Origin of the sequence: Arthrobacter sp. YN (genome assembly GCF_002224285.1) — a bacterium.
Lineage (GTDB): Bacteria > Actinomycetota > Actinomycetes > Actinomycetales > Micrococcaceae > Arthrobacter.
This window is the reverse complement of sequence record NZ_CP022436.1, coordinates 3,991,572-4,008,384: the sequence shown is the minus strand read 5'-3', so window position 1 is coordinate 4,008,384 and position 16,813 is coordinate 3,991,572. Positions and strand designations below refer to the sequence as shown.

15 protein-coding genes are annotated in these 16,813 nt (G+C 63.7%); 11 read left to right on the top strand and 4 right to left on the bottom strand.

Annotated features, from left to right (window positions below; all coding sequences use genetic code 11):
* Positions 1 to 2: 2 nt before the first annotated feature.
* Positions 3 to 1,775, top strand: a complete 1,773-nt coding sequence (locus CGK93_RS18350; RefSeq protein WP_089596055.1) for a hypothetical protein — start codon at positions 3 to 5, stop codon at positions 1,773 to 1,775.
* Here the strand turns inward: CGK93_RS18350 and CGK93_RS18345 are convergent.
* Positions 1,772 to 2,500, bottom strand: a complete 729-nt coding sequence (locus tag CGK93_RS18345; protein ID WP_089596054.1) for a CPBP family intramembrane glutamic endopeptidase — start codon at positions 2,498 to 2,500, stop codon at positions 1,772 to 1,774. The two genes, CGK93_RS18350 and CGK93_RS18345, sit on opposite strands and share 4 nt — an antisense overlap.
* Before the next feature lie 51 nt (positions 2,501 to 2,551).
* Between CGK93_RS18345 and CGK93_RS18340 the strand changes: the two genes are divergently transcribed.
* Genes CGK93_RS18340 through CGK93_RS18330 form a run of 3 tightly spaced genes read left to right on the top strand, consistent with a single transcriptional unit; the run spans position 2,552 to position 5,094 of the window.
* The gene (locus CGK93_RS18340; RefSeq protein WP_089597574.1) at positions 2,552 to 3,496 is read left to right on the top strand and encodes a metal ABC transporter substrate-binding protein; all 945 of its coding nucleotides are present in this window, start codon (positions 2,552 to 2,554) and stop codon (positions 3,494 to 3,496) included.
* Positions 3,493 to 4,227, top strand: a complete 735-nt coding sequence (locus CGK93_RS18335) for a metal ABC transporter ATP-binding protein (RefSeq protein ID WP_089596053.1) — start codon at positions 3,493 to 3,495, stop codon at positions 4,225 to 4,227. Before CGK93_RS18340 ends, CGK93_RS18335 begins: the two co-directional genes overlap by 4 nt.
* Positions 4,228 to 4,230: 3 nt before the next feature.
* Complete coding sequence (locus CGK93_RS18330) at positions 4,231 to 5,094, top strand: metal ABC transporter permease (RefSeq protein ID WP_089596052.1); 864 nt, start codon at positions 4,231 to 4,233, stop codon at positions 5,092 to 5,094.
* A gap of 2 nt (positions 5,095 to 5,096) precedes the next feature.
* On the opposite strand, the gene CGK93_RS18325 is transcribed toward CGK93_RS18330, so the two are convergent.
* Together CGK93_RS18325 and CGK93_RS18320 are read right to left on the bottom strand one after the other, a co-directional pair.
* Positions 5,097 to 5,963: a DUF4097 family beta strand repeat-containing protein gene (locus CGK93_RS18325; protein ID WP_089597572.1), complete on the bottom strand. Its 867-nt coding sequence runs from the start codon at positions 5,961 to 5,963 to the stop codon at positions 5,097 to 5,099.
* Positions 5,963 to 6,472 carry a histidine kinase gene (locus CGK93_RS18320; protein WP_089596051.1) on the bottom strand — a complete coding sequence of 170 codons (510 nt, stop codon included), beginning with the start codon at positions 6,470 to 6,472 and terminating at the stop codon, positions 5,963 to 5,965. The genes CGK93_RS18325 and CGK93_RS18320 overlap by 1 nt, the downstream gene beginning before the upstream one ends.
* A 204-nt stretch (positions 6,473 to 6,676) precedes the next feature.
* Between CGK93_RS18320 and CGK93_RS18315 the strand changes: the two genes are divergently transcribed.
* The 5 genes from CGK93_RS18315 to CGK93_RS18295 all read left to right on the top strand — a co-directional run bounded on the left by CGK93_RS18315 (position 6,677) and on the right by CGK93_RS18295 (position 13,401).
* Positions 6,677 to 8,359 (top strand): ABC-F family ATP-binding cassette domain-containing protein, encoded by a 1,683-nt coding sequence (locus tag CGK93_RS18315; protein WP_089596050.1) that lies wholly within the window; start codon positions 6,677 to 6,679, stop codon positions 8,357 to 8,359.
* A gap of 140 nt (positions 8,360 to 8,499) precedes the next feature.
* Positions 8,500 to 8,847, top strand: a complete 348-nt coding sequence (locus CGK93_RS18310; RefSeq protein ID WP_089596049.1) for a molybdopterin oxidoreductase — start codon at positions 8,500 to 8,502, stop codon at positions 8,845 to 8,847.
* On the top strand, positions 8,847 to 11,327 hold the full coding sequence (gene nirB / locus CGK93_RS18305) for a nitrite reductase large subunit NirB (RefSeq protein WP_089596048.1): 2,481 nt from the start codon (positions 8,847 to 8,849) through the stop codon (positions 11,325 to 11,327). Before CGK93_RS18310 ends, nirB begins: the two co-directional genes overlap by 1 nt.
* Positions 11,324 to 11,698 (top strand): Rieske (2Fe-2S) protein, encoded by a 375-nt coding sequence (locus tag CGK93_RS18300; RefSeq protein WP_089596047.1) that lies wholly within the window; start codon positions 11,324 to 11,326, stop codon positions 11,696 to 11,698. The genes nirB and CGK93_RS18300 overlap by 4 nt, the downstream gene beginning before the upstream one ends.
* A gap of 239 nt (positions 11,699 to 11,937) precedes the next feature.
* The gene (locus tag CGK93_RS18295) at positions 11,938 to 13,401 is read left to right on the top strand and encodes an amino acid permease (protein ID WP_089596046.1); all 1,464 of its coding nucleotides are present in this window, start codon (positions 11,938 to 11,940) and stop codon (positions 13,399 to 13,401) included.
* A gap of 93 nt (positions 13,402 to 13,494) precedes the next feature.
* On the opposite strand, the gene CGK93_RS18290 is transcribed toward CGK93_RS18295, so the two are convergent.
* On the bottom strand, positions 13,495 to 14,364 hold the full coding sequence (locus CGK93_RS18290; RefSeq protein ID WP_089596045.1) for a DUF1295 domain-containing protein: 870 nt from the start codon (positions 14,362 to 14,364) through the stop codon (positions 13,495 to 13,497).
* A 97-nt stretch (positions 14,365 to 14,461) separates the two neighbouring features.
* Between CGK93_RS18290 and CGK93_RS18285 the strand changes: the two genes are divergently transcribed.
* A complete protein-coding gene (locus tag CGK93_RS18285; RefSeq protein ID WP_089596044.1) occupies positions 14,462 to 14,941 on the top strand; it encodes a MarR family winged helix-turn-helix transcriptional regulator in 480 nt (159 codons plus the stop codon).
* Positions 14,938 to 16,806, top strand: a complete 1,869-nt coding sequence (locus CGK93_RS18280; protein WP_089596043.1) for an AMP-dependent synthetase/ligase — start codon at positions 14,938 to 14,940, stop codon at positions 16,804 to 16,806. Before CGK93_RS18285 ends, CGK93_RS18280 begins: the two co-directional genes overlap by 4 nt.
* Positions 16,807 to 16,813 lie beyond the last annotated feature (7 nt).

The following is a 16,813-nucleotide window of genomic DNA, read 5'->3' as shown; positions in this document are numbered from 1 at the left end:
GAGTGAATCACCAAACAGCGTCAGTTGCGGTGGATGCGCACTTCCTCGACGAACTGATCGAAGCGGCCGACCGCCAGGTGGACACGCTGTTGGAAGCGTCCGACGGCGGCGTGGCAGCTTTGGCGCACCGCCCCGCCATGGGCAGGTTGCTGGCTTTGGCCACCGTCTACACCCAAGCGGGATCCGTTCACGAAGGTTCGGCCAGGCTGCCCGGGCTCATGGCGGACTGTGTCGCCAGGCTCGAGCACCTGCAAGGGCCGACCGGCCTGTTTGACGGCACCAACCTCAGTTCGCCGCCGGACTCCGCCTTCACCATCAATGACGCCTGCATGGCCTTGGACATCCTGGGTTCCCGGAGCCATCGGTTGGCCGGGACCTTCAGCCGGCTTCGCGCCGTCGTCGGGCGTATCACTGATGCCTTGGTCAGCGGCGGCGTCCACACCCCCAACCACCGCTGGGAGCTGTGTGCCGCGCTGGCCCGTATTCACGCGCTGCACGAATCGGAGGGCAATCCGCGTCCGGACATCCAGCAGCGCATCGGCCAATGGCTGGCCGAGGGGATCGACCAACTGCCGGATGGAATGTACTCCGAAAGGGGCCCGCTCTACGCCACCGCCGTGACCAACCCGTCCCTGCTGGCGATCGCCGACCATGCCGGCCGGCCCGAACTCCTTGACCATGTCCGGGCCAACCTGAGGGCGTTCCTGCCGTGGTTCGGCAGCGATGGCAGTGTGGAGTCCTTGTTCTCGCGCAGGCAGGACCAATGGAACAGGTTCGACGGCGAAGCTTTCCAGCTGCTGTACCGCCGGCTGGCCAATCAGGACGGGAACGGCGACTTCGCTGCTGCTGCGGCCTGGCTACGGCAATTCCCGCTGCTGGAACCGGCCAAGGCCCTGGCGAGGGTCAGGCTTGATCCGTGGTTGGCCGCGGAGCTTCCGGCCGTGGAGCTTCGAGCCGTGGAGCTTCCTGCCGCGGAGCGGCGGGAAAACCTCCCGGCAGCGATGGCTCCCTGGTATGCAGGCTTGGCCAGCTGTGGAATCCACCGATTCCGCGGTGGACGGAGTGCGGTCACGGTTTTTGGCGGGTGTGACGACGTCTCGTCCGGCATCAGCTCCGGACTTGCCACCAATCCCACCTTCCTGCGGTTCAGTCACGGTGAGGCGGTCCTGACGGATGTGCGGCTGTCGCGAAGCTTCTTCGACCTCGGGCCGTTCCGCAGCCAGCGCGCCATTGTTGATGGTCCCGCTGTTCACCTGGGAGATGAACTGAGCGCCAACTTCTACCTTCCGCTGCCGGTGGATGTGCAGCGTTCCGACGGCATCTATCCTTTGGTCCACGAAGGACGCTTCAGTGCCTCCATGGACTTCGGCAACAGGCCTGCCGTGGAGCATCGCTTGGCAACGTCCATCACGGTCACGCCGAATGTAGCGGACGGAACAGTGGAACTGTCGCTGGACTTCGACGGCGCCGAAACTTCGTACGCCCTGGAGCTGACCTTCCGCGCGGGTGGGCAGCTCAGCGGGGTGGAGGAGGCCGGCGCTGGGTCCGGAACCTTCCAGTTGGCCTCCGGGATGGGTGCCTACCGCGTGGGGAACGACGTGATCGAGTTCGGCCCCGGCATCGCAGCAGACCCGGACAGTCCGCCCGTCTACAACCCGGGGGAGGCCTACCGCTATCCGGGAGGCTCGAACGCCAGCTACGGCGTGAAGGTTTACATCACGGGGCGGACCTCAGGCAGCCACCGCGTGGTGCTGACGGGGAAAAGGGTGTCTTAGCTGGGCAGCAGCTCGGACGGGATTGCGTAGATCAGGACAACGGCCATGAGGTTCTTGGCGGCGTGGACAAAGTAGGAGAACATCAGGTTCTTCCCTGTCCAGACATAGACCGCCACCAGGACCACGGCCATGCCCAGATACGGTGCCAACGCGGACAGCACCAGCCCTTCGCGGCCCACCACATGGATGGAGGCAAAGACCACCACGGAGATCACGCAGCAGATCCAGATGTTCAGGTACTGCGACAACTTGCCGATCAGCAAATGCCGGAACAGATACTCCTCAACAAAGGGACCCAGCAGCACCAGTAAGGGCACCATGAGCCATGCAGGCACCTGCTGCAGGAGGCCTTGGATGCCCAGTTGGTTCTCAGAGCTTTGAGCTGTACCGAAGGCCGCCACCAGCAGGGCCGTGAGAATGAGCATCACCACGATCGCCAAGGGAACCATGCCCAGGGTGAACCATGGCCGGGTGCCCAGGATCTTGAGGTCCCTGCCCATCACCCGCCAGGCTGAGGCCACCGCGAATATTCCGACGCCGGCATAGAAGACCGCGTTCACGGCGTAGGACGCGGTGGCCGGCTCGGGAAAGAGCTGGAGCATCAGCCGTTCCACGGATTCACCCGCGAACGCGAAGTACGCGGTAAAGGCGAGGTAGACGGCCACGGCGACGGCATCAAGGGCAGTGAATCTATACAAAGATGCTTTGGTGGAAAGAGTGCCCATGTGACCAGCCTAGCTTTGCCGGGTGGCCCTCGCTTGGCTACACTTTTCGGTATGCCTAACTTTTCGTTTCGGCGCGCCAAAGACGTCCGCCGTTTCGCTGCTCTCCTCACCGTGATCGCCCTTGCCCTGGGGATCTCCGCCTGCGGCGGGAATTCCTCCGCGGGAGGTGACGACAAACCCGTGGTGCTCACAACGTTCACTGTGTTGGCCGACGTCGCCAAGAACGTTGCCGGGGATAAACTCCGGGTCGAGTCCATCACCAAAGCCGGGGCCGAAATCCATGGCTACGAGCCCACACCCGGCGACATTCGCAAAGCTGCCCAAGCCGACCTGATCCTGGACAACGGGCTCAACCTCGAAGCGTGGTTCGCCCAGTTCGTGGAAGATCTGGACGTGCCGCACGCTGTGGTGAGCGACGGCGTCGAGGTCATGCCCATCGCCGAGGACTCCTATCAGGGCAAGCCAAACCCGCACGCCTGGATGTCGCCCAAGAACGTCCAGATCTACGCCAACAACATGGCCAAGGCCTTCGCGAAGCTGGATCCATCCCATGCTTCAGAGTTCGAAGCCAACGCCAAGGCCTACAACGCCCAACTGCAGACCGTGCAGGACGAGATGGTGTCCAAGCTGTCCGTCCTCTCGGAGAAGCAGAGGGCCTTGGTCACCTGCGAAGGTGCCTTCTCCTACCTGGCCCGCGACGCCGGACTCAAAGAGGTCTATATCTGGGCAGTCAACGCAGAGCAGCAGGCTACGCCGCAGCAGATCACCCGGGCCATCGAGTTCGTGAAAGAAAACCAGGTACCTGCAGTCTTCTGTGAATCCACGGTGTCGGACGCCCCCATGCAGCAGGTGGTGGGTGCCACGGACGCCGAGTTCGGTGGGACGTTGTACGTCGATTCCTTGTCCGAAGCTGACGGACCGGTTCCCACTTACCTTGACCTCATCCGCCACGACGCCAAGGTCATCACCACGGCACTCACAGGAGGAACGTCATGAGCACCCCCGCGATCGCCGTAGAAAACGTCACGGTCCACTACGGTGAGGTCCTGGCCCTGGATTCTGCGTCCCTGACACTTGAGCACTCCCGGATCTGCGGCCTGGTGGGGATGAACGGCTCGGGCAAATCCACCCTGTTCAAAGTCATCATGGGCATGGTGAAACCCGATTCCGGCCGGGTACTCATCAACGGAGAGCCACCCGCGAAGATGCGCAAGGACGCCGGGATCGGCTACGTCCCCCAAAGCGAAGACGTGGACTGGGCCTTTCCCTTGTCCGTCCGGGACGTGGTGATGATGGGCCGCTACGGGCACCTCGGATTCACGCGCCGGCCCCGCAAAGCCGACCGGGACGCCGTCGATCACGCCTTGGAACGGGTGGAACTGAGCGAGTTCGCCGACCGGCAGATCGGTCAGCTCTCCGGCGGACAGAAGAAAAGGGCCTTCGTGGCCCGTGGCATTGCGCAGGGAGCCACCATGATGCTGCTGGATGAGCCCTTCGCGGGCGTGGATAAGCGGTCCGAGGCCACCATCACCCGGCTCCTCCGTGAGTTGGCGGAGGACGGCGCCACCATCCTGATCTCCACCCATGACCTCCATGCCCTGCCCCAGCTCTGCGACGAAGCCGTGCTGCTGATGCGCAAGGTGCTCATGCATGGAAGTCCTGACACTGTGCTCCAGCCCGAGAACCTGGCCATGGCCTTCGGCCTCGACGTCATGAACAGGGGCTGAACCGTGGAATTTCTCCTGGAACCCCTGAGCTACGACTTCATGGTGCGGGCGCTCGCAACCACGGCCATCGCCGCGGTGGTCTGCGCGGTGCTCAGTTGCTGGCTCGTCCTGATCGGCTGGTCCCTCATGGGCGACGCCGTCTCGCACGCGGTGCTTCCCGGCGTCGTCCTCTCGTACATCGTGGGTGCGCCGTTCGCGTTGGGTGCCTTGGTGTTCGCACTGATCGCGGTGACGTTGATCGGGGTGGTCCGCAACACGAGCCGGGTAAAGGAAGACGCTGCGATCGGCATCGTCTTCACGTCGCTGTTTGCCCTGGGCCTGGTCCTGATCTCGGTGACTCCAAGCCAAACCGACCTGAACCACATCATCTTCGGCAACCTGCTGGGCGTCAGTATCCCCGACCTCATCCAGGTGGTGGTGCTGGGCGTGGTGGCCTTCGCCATCCTGATCCTCAAACGCCGCGATCTCACGCTGTACGCCTTCGACCCCACGCATGCGCACGCGATCGGCCTCTCGCCCCGCAGGCTTGGCGCGCTGTTGTTGGGTTTGCTGGCACTGACCTCGGTTGTAGCCCTGCAGACGGTGGGCGTGGTCTTGGTGGTCGCCATGCTGATCATCCCGGGCGCCACCGCCTACCTGCTGACGGACCGGTTCTCGCGGATGCTGGTTATTGCACCGGTGATCTCCGTGGTGTGTTCCGTGGCCGGCATCTACCTCAGCTATTACCTGGACACAGCATCGGGGGCCATGGTGGTGCTCACCCAAGGCGTGGTGTTCGCGTTTGTGTATCTATTCAGCCCGCGGCAGGGGCTGATAGGGACGCGGCTGGCCAAGGCTCGTCGGAAGCGGGCCCTGGCCACGGCGTAGGTTTAGGCGTGCGCTGTTGCGGGTGAACGCGTCACTGTGATGTCGCCGTAGGCGTTGCGGGCACGGATCTCCACTGTGTCCGTGGATTGGCCAGGTCCATGGGTGACGTCGAGTGCGTTGCGTACCCGTCCATATTTGGTCTTGAGGTCAAGCCAGGCCGCGGTACCTTGGCGCACGCCGATGGACAGTGCGCCCGCGGCCGTCTGCACCGTGAGGGTTCCCGCGGCCACTTCCCCTACCGTGATGTCCCCGTTGGACGTTTTGACTGTCGTGGAGAGGCCGGCCTGCTCCAAGGAGACATCGCCGTTGGCGGCGCTGACGCTGAGTTCGCCGGAAGCGTGCGAGATGTAGGTGCTGCCGTTGCCGTTCTTTACAGTGGCAACCCCGTCGATGTGACGGACGCGGATCTTGCCTGAGCCGGTCTTGATCCTGGACCGTCCTGACGCGCGTTCCACGGTGACGTCACCCATGTCCGTGTGGGCTCGGAGCTCGCCGCAGTGGTCGATGCGGATGTGGCCCAAATCGGTCTTCAGGTCGGCGGTGCTGAATTCGCCCTCGCAGCGGAGGTCGCCCATGGCAGTCTTCAGCTCCAGGCTGCTGCCAATGGGAACCTCAACGACAATCTCCACTGCGCCGCCGTCGCTGAACCAGCTGTGGCGGAATGCGGGGTGAAGCCTGACTTGCAAGCGGCCGTCCGAGTAGTCCACGGTGGTTTGCTCAGCCATCCTGACGTCCAGGCTTCGTTTTGCCTTGCGGGGCTGGACCGTCACCTCGGTTTCGGGGTGGTCGCGGGCCACGATCCACATATCGCCGCGGACGGAGACGTCAACCACGACGGCGATCGGCTGGGGAGTCTGGAAGGTCGCCATCAGCGCGCCCATCCCGTGAAGTTCTGTTCGCCGGGTTCGCGGCGCTTGCCTTTATTGGCCGAGTGGCTGCCGTGGAGCGCCTCGGCGACGGCCCGGACCAGCCACGAGTTCACGGACACGCCATCCCTGACGGCGGCCTCCTCAACTTGTTGCTTGAGCTGATCCGGAAGCCGGAGCGTGGTGCGCGAGATGCTGGTGCCGTCGAAGTCTTCCGGGGCTATGGTGCCCAGGATTGATTGCTCGATCATTGCCTCGAAGTCCCCGCTGGGCGGATTGTTGACCACGAATTCCGGGTCGCGGCCACGGAGCCTCACCTCCACCGAGCCGGGGGCAAGCTCCAAGGTGATCTCGCGTGCGGCGTCGGAGAGAGCCTCGAGAAGGACCAACCGAACTGTGGACTCCACCGCGGCGGTGAGTCGCTCGCTGAGGGCCCGTGCTTCCGGACCTCCGGCTTCGGCGGCCGTGTCCAATTGGTGCTGGACGGCGGTGACGTACTGGTTGAGCTGCATGACACCATTCTGACGTCATCGTGGTGTCAACACAAGGTCTTTCCGTTTCCTCATGGTGTCACCCGTGGTGCCCCAGCTTGACGGCGCCGCGTTCGCCGGGCAGTCTGGAGCGATGAAGTCTTGAGCGCAGCCCCCTATCTGCGGCTGCATCCCCAGTACCCACACGGCTTTAGGCCACCCACTGCGGACTTGCGAGGATTCCTCTTGACTGACCACCTTTACCTTTCCGGCGTTTCCCACGGCTACGGGGACCGCGAACTTCTCAACAACGTTGACCTCGTCATCCACCACGGCGAGCACGTGGCAATCGTCGGCGAAAACGGCGCGGGAAAGTCCACGCTGCTGCGGCTGCTGTCCGGTGTGGAAACGCCCGACGACGGCGCGGCCGGCCTGAGCGGCAACCCCGGCTACCGCGTGGGCTACCTCGCCCAGACCCATGGCTTCTCCGAGTCGGTGACCGTAGGAGATGCCATCGACTCCTCCTTGGCGTCGCTGCGTTCCCTTGAAGCCCGCATCCTGGACCTGGAATCAGGCCTGGCCGACGCCGACACCGAGGAACTTGAACTCTACGGAAGCCTGCAAACGGAGTATCAACTCCGCGAGGGCTACGCTGCCGAATCCCGGGTGGAAGCAGCGCTGGATAAGCTGGGGCTGGGAGGCCTGGACCGCCGTCGAACGCTTGGTTCCTTGTCCGGCGGCGAGCAGGAGCGGGTGGCGCTGGCATGCTTGCTGGCCGATCCTGCCGAAGCGTTGCTCCTGGACGAGCCCACCAACCACTTGGACGCGAACGGTACGGCCTGGCTTGAGTCCCGGTTGGCTGCGCATCGCGGCACGGTAGTGGTGGTCTCGCACGACCGTGTCCTGCTGCGCAGAGTCGCCACCACCATCATCGAAGTGGACGCCGACCGCAGGTCCGTGAACCGCTATGGGAACGGCTACGAAGGCTACCTCCGCGAGAAAGCCGCCGAACGTGCCCGTTGGGTCCAGGAGTACGACGAATGGCTGGACGCCATGGCTGCCGAACGGCTGCAAGCTGCCACAGTGGCCGACCGTATGGGCTACGGACGCAAGCGCGACAACGACAAGATGGGTTTTGGGTTCAAAGCCGGAACCTGGCAGAGCGCGGTCACCAGCAAGGTCCGCAACGCCCAGGAACGGCTCCGCCGGCTCGAGGAGAACCCGGTGGACCGCCCACCGGTGCCGCTGACACTGTCAGCTCCGCTGGGTTCTGTGACTGACGTGATGTCCGAACCTGCGGTGGAAGCCCACGGCATCAGCGTCCCAGGGAGGCTTCAACCCACCGATCTTAGGGTTGAAACAGGCCAGAAGGTACTCATCACCGGGCCCAACGGAGCCGGCAAATCGACGTTGCTGTCCGTGGTGACGGGGAACCTGGAACCGGCCACGGGGTCGGTGGCCATCCACGGCAAGGTGGGCTACCTGCAGCAGGAGCTCGACGTTCCCACGCGGCCGGGGCTGCGGTTGCTTCCGGCATTCGCCGCTGGTCTGGGTGGCAACATCGATGAACACGCGGAAGGCTTGCTTCGCCTGGGTCTTTTCCGGCCCGCCGAGTTCCACGTGCCCGTGGGTGGCCTGTCCGCGGGGCAGCAACGCCGTCTCGCCTTGGCCCGGCTGCTCCTGGGCGGGTACCAAACCATGATTGTGGATGAGCCCACCAACCATCTGGCACCGGTCTTGGTGGAACAACTGGAGGCAGCATTGGCGTCGTTCGCCGGGACCCTGGTGATCGTGAGCCACGACCGGGCCTTGGGTGAGTGGTTCGATCATTGTGCCCGCGTTGCCGGCGGCCGTACCGCCGGCTCCGGCCGGGGCGCGTCGGCGGGTTCGTGGGTCCGCTACGGGATGCAGGGCGGCGAACTGCTGTAGTCCTCACTCGGCTTCCCCTCCGGTGAGTTGTTCGCAAAGGGATCGTTACCCCCTGTCCTGCGGGCGGAAACACGGCATTGAGGGTCCTGAAACAACGGCGGAGCACCATGGGAAGGGAACCGGCCGAAAGGACTTGTCCCGTGATCATCCAGAATCTCTTCCTGCAGGGCATCTACCACTTTGAAGGAACCGGGCTGGATAAACCGGTTCCCATCCACGCCGAACTCTCGCACTTTGTTCCGGATGGCGTGGTCAACCAGACGCTGTACTTCCGTGGCGGCAATTCCAGCCCGGAACTGATCACCGTGGTGTTGATGCGCGACCGCATTCCCCTGCGCTATTTCCCCATCGGAGCCAAGGGCGATGTCCACATCCCGCTCAGGGTGGTGGAAGACACCGAAGGCGGGTCCGTGATCGAACTGTTCATCGTGGCCCCTGCCGGGGTGCGGGGAACCGTGGTGGTGGATCTTGGCATGGTGGAGCACTGATGAAAAAGCGGCTTGTAGTGATCGGAAACGGCATGGCGGGCGCCCGGGCTGTGGAGGAAATCCTGGCCCGGGGTGGTGCCGATCTTTTTGACATCACCATGTTCGGTGACGAGCCGTACGGGAACTACAACAGGATCATGCTCAGCCACGTCCTGTCCGGCGAGGAAAGCGATGCGGACATCTTCCTCAATGCCCTGCCCTGGTACCAGGAAAACAACATCACCCTCCACACCGGGGTCCGCGTGGATCGGATCGATAAGTTCAGCCGGCATGTTTTCGCCGCCGATGGCCGCGTGGTCCAGTACGACTACCTGATCATCGCCACGGGCAGCCGTTCCTTCCTGCCACCCATGGACGGCATCTACACGCCCAGCGGGACGGTCCGGCACGGCGTCTTCACCTTCCGGACCATGGACGATACCCGCAGGATGATCCAGTTTGCCCAACACGAACACCCGGGCGATCAGCAAAGCAGGGCTGTGGTGATCGGCGGTGGATTGCTGGGGCTGGAGGCGGCGCGGGGGTTGCAGGCCTACGGCCTCGACGTCGCCGTGGTCCACTCGGGCGGTCACCTGATGAACGCCCAGATGGGGCCCGACGGCGGTGCAATACTGCGGCGAAGCGTGGAGGCGCTGGGCATCGCGGTGCACACCGGAAGCCGGACCACGGCGATCCTGGGATCGGACCGCATCACCGGGGTGGGCCTGCGCGATCAACCCAACCTCGACTGCGACATGGTGGTGGTCACCGCAGGCATCAGACCCAACGTGGATGTCGCCGTCGTCAGTGGTTTGGCAGTGGAGCGCGGAATCGTGGTGGATGACCACCTTCGGGTGATGGACGAAGAGGAGATCTACGCCGTGGGGGAGTGCGTCCAGCACCGCGGCGAGGTCTACGGGCTGGTGGCGCCCCTGTGGGAGCAGGCCGCCGTGCTGGCCGACCATGTGACGGGAGTGGACCGCTCGTCGATGTATCTGGGGTCCAGGACCGCCACCAAACTGAAGGTGGCCGGCGTCGACGTCGCTTCCATGGGGCTTCATGGCCCGGAACGGGACAGCGACGAGCACATCGTGTTCTCGGAACCCAGCCGCGGAGTCTTCAAGTCGATCGTGATCAGGGACAACAAAATGGTGGGTGCCACCCTGCTGGGTGACAGCCGGAAGGTGGCCTACCTGACCCAGGCTTTTGATCAAGGCTTGTTCCTTCCGGAGGAGCGGCTCTCGCTGATGTTCGATCTCGGATCGCCGGGGGAGGAAGAGAGCGTCGCCGAGCTGGCGGACAGCGCCCAGGTCTGCAATTGCAACGGCGTCTCCAAAGGCGCGTTGGTCTCCGCCGTTCGTGGCGGGTGCACATCGGTGTCCGCTGCCATGGACACCACCCGGGCAGGAAAAGGGTGCGGCTCGTGCAAGCTCATGGTCACCCAAGTGGTGGAGTGGGCCGCCGGCGGTGCTGTGGAGGAAGACCCGGCCGCCAACTACTACGTTCCCGGAATTCCGTTGGACAAGGCTTCCCTGATGGTGGAGATCCGGTCCCGTGGGCTCCGTTCCGTGTCAGAGGTCTTTGCCGCCTTGGCTCCGGGCAGTACTGAGGATGCCAAATCCAAGATGGGGCTGGCGTCGCTGATGAAAATGATGCTGGCCGGGGACTATGTGGACGAACGCGACGCCCGGTTCATCAACGAGCGCGTCCACGCCAACATCCAGCGCGACGGCACCTTCTCCGTGGTCCCGCAGATGAAAGGCGGGGTGACTTCGGTGCAGCAGCTTCGGCGGATCGCGGACGTCGCCGAGAAGCACAACATTCCCATGATCAAGCTGACCGGCGGGCAAAGGATCGACCTCTTGGGGGTGCCTAAAGAAGAGCTCCCGCTGGTCTGGGCCGATCTGGACATGCCTTCCGGGTACGCCTACGGCAAGAGCTTCCGCACGGTCAAGACCTGTGTAGGGAAGGACTATTGCCGGTTCGGAACAGGGGATTCCACAGGATTGGGAATCCGACTGGAGTCCAGGTTCCAGGGAATTGAAGCGCCGGCCAAGCTGAAGCTCGCCGTGTCCGGCTGCCCCCGCAACTGCGCGGAGTCCTTGGTCAAAGACGTGGGTGTGGTGGCCGTGGAAGGTGGTCGCTGGGAAATTTACATCGGTGGAGCCGCCGGCGCCCATATCCGCAAGGGCGATCTCCTGGTCACTGTGGATACCCCGGAAGAGGTGACCCTCATGGCAGGCCGGTTCATGCAGTACTACCGGGAGAACGCCAACTGGCTGGAGCGGACGTATGCGTTCGTGCCGCGGGTGGGGATCGAACACATCCGCAGCGTCATCCTGGATGATTCCGAGGGGATCGCAGCCCGTCTGGATGATTCCATGCAAGCCTCGGTGGACAGCTATGTGGACCCGTGGAGCGAACGTGATGATCCGCTGACGCCTGGCCAGTTCCGGACCTCCCTGCCCTTGACCGTCCTGCCGCAGGTGCCGGTCCGATGAGTGCGCAGCCAGTGAGCGCCGGGTTGGTTTCTGCCGCCGGGTCCGGGTCCGTTGCTGGATCGAAGGTCCTGCACATCCTTGGCCCCGTTGACCAAATCCCGTTCGGCGAAGGCCGGGCGTTTGGAATCGACGGAGAGCAGGTGGCGGTGTTCCGTTTGCGGGATGGAAACCTGCGGGCCGTCTCGGGAGTCTGCCCGCACAAAGGTGGCCCGATCGCGGACGGCACCATCGACCAGCAGGTGGTGGTGTGCCCCCTTCATCAACACGCCTTCGAACTCCAAACAGGCTGCTCCACCACGGGCGCCAAACCCTTGAGGACCTACATTGTTTTCGCAGATGAGGCCGGAAATATGGTGCTTGAACTGGGTTGAACAGCGCCGCTTCCAGGGGGTGCTTTGGCCCTTATCCACAGCTCCTTGTTGCCTGCGTCACGGGCATTCGGGTTAATCCCGTAAGATAGACGGGTTGCGCGAAGCTTCGGCGTTCTGCGTTCTTTGTCACACTTCGGGTCCTCCAAAGAGGAAAAGCTCGAATTATGTGTGCCAAAGCCGCCCGTGTTCCGGCATGGGCGTGACACCTACAGCAACACCCCAACCCACAAGGAACAGCTGTGCCGCAAAGTACTCCCACAGATCTCCAGAGCTCCAAGGCCTCATCTGCAGCCTCGGACTCCAACCTCAGCGCCGAGGGATACCAGAAGACCCTGAGCCGCCGCCACGTCACCATGATCGCCATGGGTGGCGCCATCGGCGTCGGCCTCTTCATGGGCGCCGGTGGCCGTCTGGCTTCCACCGGCCCGGCCCTGATCTTCTCCTACGCCATTGCCGGCGTCATCGCTTACCTGCTGATGCGCGCCCTCGGTGAACTCATCATGTACCGCCAGACGTCCGGCTCCTTCGTGAGCTACGCCGGCGAAATGTTCGGCAAGAAGGGCGCGTTCCTTTCCGGCTGGATGTACTTCATCAACTGGGCCATGACTGGCATCGCCGAGCTGATCGCCATCGGCCTGTACTTCCAGTTCTTCTTCCCCAACGTGCCTATTGAACTGTCCGCCATCGCCGCGCTGGTGCTGCTGGTGGCTGTGAACCTGTTCAGCGTCAAGGCGTTCGGCGAATTCGAATTCTGGGCCTCCTGCCTCAAGGTCGCGGCCATCGTGATCTTCCTGGCCGTTGGTACGTTCATGGTTGTCACCAACGCCAAGGTGGGCGATGGCAATGCGTCCGTGGCCAACCTCTTCCACGAAGACGGCGGCATGTTCCCCAAGGGCGGCCTGGTGATGATCCTGGTCCTCAACGCCGTGATCTTCGCCTACAACGCCATCGAGCTCGTTGGCATTACCGCTGGTGAGATGGAAAACCCGGAACGCGAAGTTCCCAAGGCGATCCGCGCCGTCGTGGTCCGTATTGTGGTCTTCTACGTCGGTTCGGTGACGCTGCTCGCGATGCTGCTGCCGTCCGACCAGTACGTGGCCGGCACCTCGCCGTTCGTTACCGTGTTCGGCCAGATGGGCCTTGGCTGGATGGGCGATGTCATGAACATGATCGTCATCACCGCCGCGTTGTCCTCCTGCAACTCGGGCCTGTACTCGATTGGCCGTATCTTCCGCACCATGGCCAACAACGGCCATGCCCCGCAGTGGCTCACCAAGATGTCCACACGTCACGTGCCGTACGCGGCCATCCTGGCGATCGGTGGCGTCTACCTTGTAGGCATCCTGCTCAACATTTGGCTGGGCGGATCGCACGCGTTCGACCTCGCGCTGAACACCGCGTCCATCGGCGTGATCTTCACGTGGGGCTCCATCTTCGCGAGCCAGATTGCCTTGCGGAAGAAGCGCGGCAACGTCTCCAGCCTGCCGATGCCCGGTTCACCGTGGACCAGCTGGGTGGGGCTCATTGCCCTGCTGGCGATCACCGTGCTGATCGGTTTCGATTCCATGACGGACAAGGAAACCGGCGAGGTCTTCCTGCTGGGCCTTTGGACCCTCGCGACCATCCCGTTCTTCGCCCTGGTGCTGTGGCTCGGCTGGCAGAAGGTCAAGAACAACGAACCCAAGAGCGAGCTCTTCAGCTAAGACTCGTCTGGTTAACTGCGTTTCAAACGTACGACGGCGCGTGCCTCCTTCCGGGGGCGCGCGCCGTTCGCGTTGTGGGGCCTGCTGTGCGGCCTAGCCGAGCTTGGGGATCAACACCGGGGTGCTCTTCTTGTAGGCCTCGTACCCGGCCTCGCCGCCCCAGGTCTTGTCGGCCTTCTTTTCCAGCAGGGGGATGCCGCTGACCTTGGTGAGCAGGAGGGTCACGAAGATCGGGGAGATCAGAGCAACCCACTGCCAGCCTTGGAGTACCGGGATGGCGATGATGGCCACACCCGTCCACAGGAGGATCTCGCCGAAGTAGTTGGGGTGCCTGGACTTTGACCATAGCCCGGTGGAGATGAACTTTCCCTTGTTGGCGGGGTTGGCCTTGAACCGGCTCTTCTGCAGGTCGGCCACGATCTCGATGACGAATCCTGCCGCCCACACCACGAATCCGAGGACGGCCAGCCAGTCCAAAGCCACCCGGTTGGTGCTGGTGATGGCCACCCATGCCGCTGCCGCGGTGAACACCACCCAGAGTCCTTGCATGGTCCAGACGTTGAGGAAGCGGACGAATGATGGCTTGATCTCGTCGAACCGGTCGTCCTTGCCTGCTTTGTGGATCCGCCGTGACAGGAAGGTACCCAGGCGGAGGGCCCACGCGGCAACCATGGCCGCAAGGAGCAGCGATCGGGCATCAATTCCGGGCGTGGCAAGTACCAGCAGGACGGTGATGGCTACATAGGTCAGTGAGCCGGTCAGATCGAAGTACTTCTCTGTCTGTGCCTTGAAGGACGGGATGAAGACAAGCCATTGAATGATGAACGCGACGGCGACTGCGGCGGCGAAGACCGGAATCCCGGCCAGGCTGGCTCCGTGGTGGCTTCCGGCCGCGGCGACGAGTCCGCCAAGCAGCACCACCGCGGGAACGGCAATGAGGCCCTTCCTCTCTGAATCCTTCACGACAGTGTTCCTTTCATGGCGGCTCCAGCGGCAGTTCCCCACAACGCCGATTTACTAGCCTGCTTGATGTTCAAACTAATTTGATTACTATATAATCATGCAAAACCATCAAAAGGCTACCGGAGAGTTGGCCCACCCGACCTCCCGGACCTTGCAAGGTCTGTTTGGCCTGGCTAATGAGACCGAACGCGAGGTAGCCCGGGCGCTCGGACTCAACCTCACTGACTACAGGGCGCTCACGGTCCTGGCTGATTCGGGTCCCGTCACCGTGGGGGCCCTCGCCTCGGACTTGGGAACTACCGCGGCCACCACTACTGCGCTGGTCAGTCGTTTGGAGTCGCACGGGTTCGTTGAACGACTGCGCAGCACGGAAGACCGGCGGCAAGTGCACGTCAACGTCACCAGTTCGGCATCCCTCCAAATCAAGGACCTGCTGCAGCCGCTCCTGTCTGCCGCCGCTGCGCACGTGGACGCTCTGCCCGCTGAACACCAAGCCGTCGTAGGGGATTTTCTCGACGCTGTCCTGGGCCTGATGCAGGAGCACCTGCAATCCCTGTCCGCTGAGGGTTCCCGTTGAGAGAATTCACCTCCCCGCCGCTGGTTGACGCGGCCAACCACCGTAACGCCACCGAGTTGCTCATGCAGCGCGTCAGGACGAACCCCGGTCACATCGCTTTTGAGGTCCGTGCGGCAGATACGGCCATCACCGATCCCTGGCGGCAAGTAACCACGGAGCAGTTCGTTGACGAGGTCCGGGCCCTGGCCAAGGGTTTCATCGCGGCCGGCATCCAGCCGGGGGAGTCCCTGGCCATCATGTCCCCCACCCGCTACGAGTGGGCGCTGGCCGATATGGCTGCCTGGTTCGCCGGCGCCGTCGTGGTTCCCGTCTACGAAACCTCAGCGGCACCGCAGGTGACGGCGATTCTGGCCGATGCCGACGTCAGGCTGGCCCTGGGCGGCACGGCGGAGCACGCCGCGTTGCTGGAGCAGGGTTTCAGCAACGCAGGAATCCAGCCCCTGGGGATCTGGACCATTGAGGCGTGGCCGGGATCGGACCTGGCAGATTTGGTGGCCCGCGGCGTCGGGATCCCTGAGAGCACCGTAGAGGAGCGCCGCTTGCTGGCCGATCTCGACTCTGTTGCCACCATCGTGTACACCTCCGGCACCACGGCGGCGCCCAAGGGTGCACTCATCACCCACGGCAACTTCGTGGGGCAGGTCCTTAACGTCGCCGGAGCCTACACAGAGGTGGTCCGGGAGGATGGAAACACCATCATCTTCCTGCCGATGGCCCATGTCCTTGCGCGCGGGCTGCAGCTGATCTGCCTGGCCAACGGCATGCGGATTGCCCACCTCTCAGATCCTCGGGATGTGGTGCCCGCGCTGGGCGCTTTGAAGCCCACGTTCCTTGTGGTGGTTCCGCGTGTGCTGCAGAAAATCCAGGCATCGGCCGCTGCGGCCGCAACGCAAAAACGGCTGGGTCGCGTGTGGGCTTCGGCGCAAAGCACGGCAGTGGAGTGGGGCCGGTTTGCCGAAGCGCACGACGCCGACCCTGCCGTCCGTGCCTCCGCCGGCCTCCGCATCCGGCAGGCTCTGTTCGACCGCCTTTTTTACGCCCGGCTGCGGAAAGTGGTAGGCGGACGCCTCGATTACCTGTTGTCCGGCGCCGGCGCGCTCGATGCGGAGCTGTCCCTTTTCTTCCGGGGACTGGGACTTCCAGTGATCGAAGGCTACGGCCTCACGGAAACTACAGCCCCACTGACGGGGAACCTGCCCGGGTCCATCAACTCGGGGTCCGTGGGTGTCCCCATGCCCGGTACCACCGTACGTCTCACAGACCAAGGGGAAGTCCTGGCCCGCGGTGTGGGCGTCTTCGCCGGCTACCGTCGGGAGGCGGACAACGCAGACGCGTTCGTCGACGGCTACTTCCGGACCGGGGACCTCGGCGAGCTGGACCATCTGGGCCGGCTCACCCTGAAGGGCCGGATCAAGGACGTGATTGTCACCGCCGGAGGGAAAACCATCTCCCCGGCCATTTGGGAAGGCTACGTGGAAGGCGACCCCCTGGTTGCCCATGCCGTGATGGTGGGGGAGGGCAAGCCGTATCTCGGTGGGCTGGTGCTGCTGGACCCCGAAACCTTGGCGGCGTGGGCCGAGCGCGAGGGCATCGCGGATCTGAAGGGCCTCCGGATCCCCAACGACGGCGGCGCAGTCCAAATCGACGACGTCCGGCTTCTCGCCGTGATTGGCCAGGCCGTCAGTGCCGCGAACGCGAAAATCGCACGTTCCGAGCAGGTGCGCCGGTTCGTCTTGCTGCTGACCGACCTCACGGAGGCCAACGGAATCGTGACACCCACCATGAAACTCAAGCGCGGGGCTTTCACCGAACGCGCACGGCACATCGTGGACAGCCTCTACGCTGACACCCGGCGCCAGGGATGAGCCGCGG

Excerpts from the sequence above, each read along its gene's own strand:
- CGK93_RS18345 (WP_089596054.1), bottom strand. The coding sequence starts at position 2,500 with ATGGGCACTCTTTCCACCAAAGCATCTTTGTATAGATTCACTGCCCTT.
- CGK93_RS18340 (WP_089597574.1), top strand. The coding sequence starts at position 2,552 with ATGCCTAACTTTTCGTTTCGGCGCGCCAAAGACGTCCGCCGTTTCGCT.
- CGK93_RS18335 (WP_089596053.1), top strand. The coding sequence starts at position 3,493 with ATGAGCACCCCCGCGATCGCCGTAGAAAACGTCACGGTCCACTACGGT.
- CGK93_RS18325 (WP_089597572.1), bottom strand. The coding sequence starts at position 5,963 with ATGGCGACCTTCCAGACTCCCCAGCCGATCGCCGTCGTGGTTGACGTC.
- CGK93_RS18320 (WP_089596051.1), bottom strand. The coding sequence starts at position 6,472 with ATGCAGCTCAACCAGTACGTCACCGCCGTCCAGCACCAATTGGACACG.
- nirB (WP_089596048.1), top strand. The coding sequence starts at position 8,847 with ATGAAAAAGCGGCTTGTAGTGATCGGAAACGGCATGGCGGGCGCCCGG.
- CGK93_RS18300 (WP_089596047.1), top strand. The coding sequence starts at position 11,324 with ATGAGTGCGCAGCCAGTGAGCGCCGGGTTGGTTTCTGCCGCCGGGTCC.
- CGK93_RS18285 (WP_089596044.1), top strand. The coding sequence starts at position 14,462 with ATGCAAAACCATCAAAAGGCTACCGGAGAGTTGGCCCACCCGACCTCC.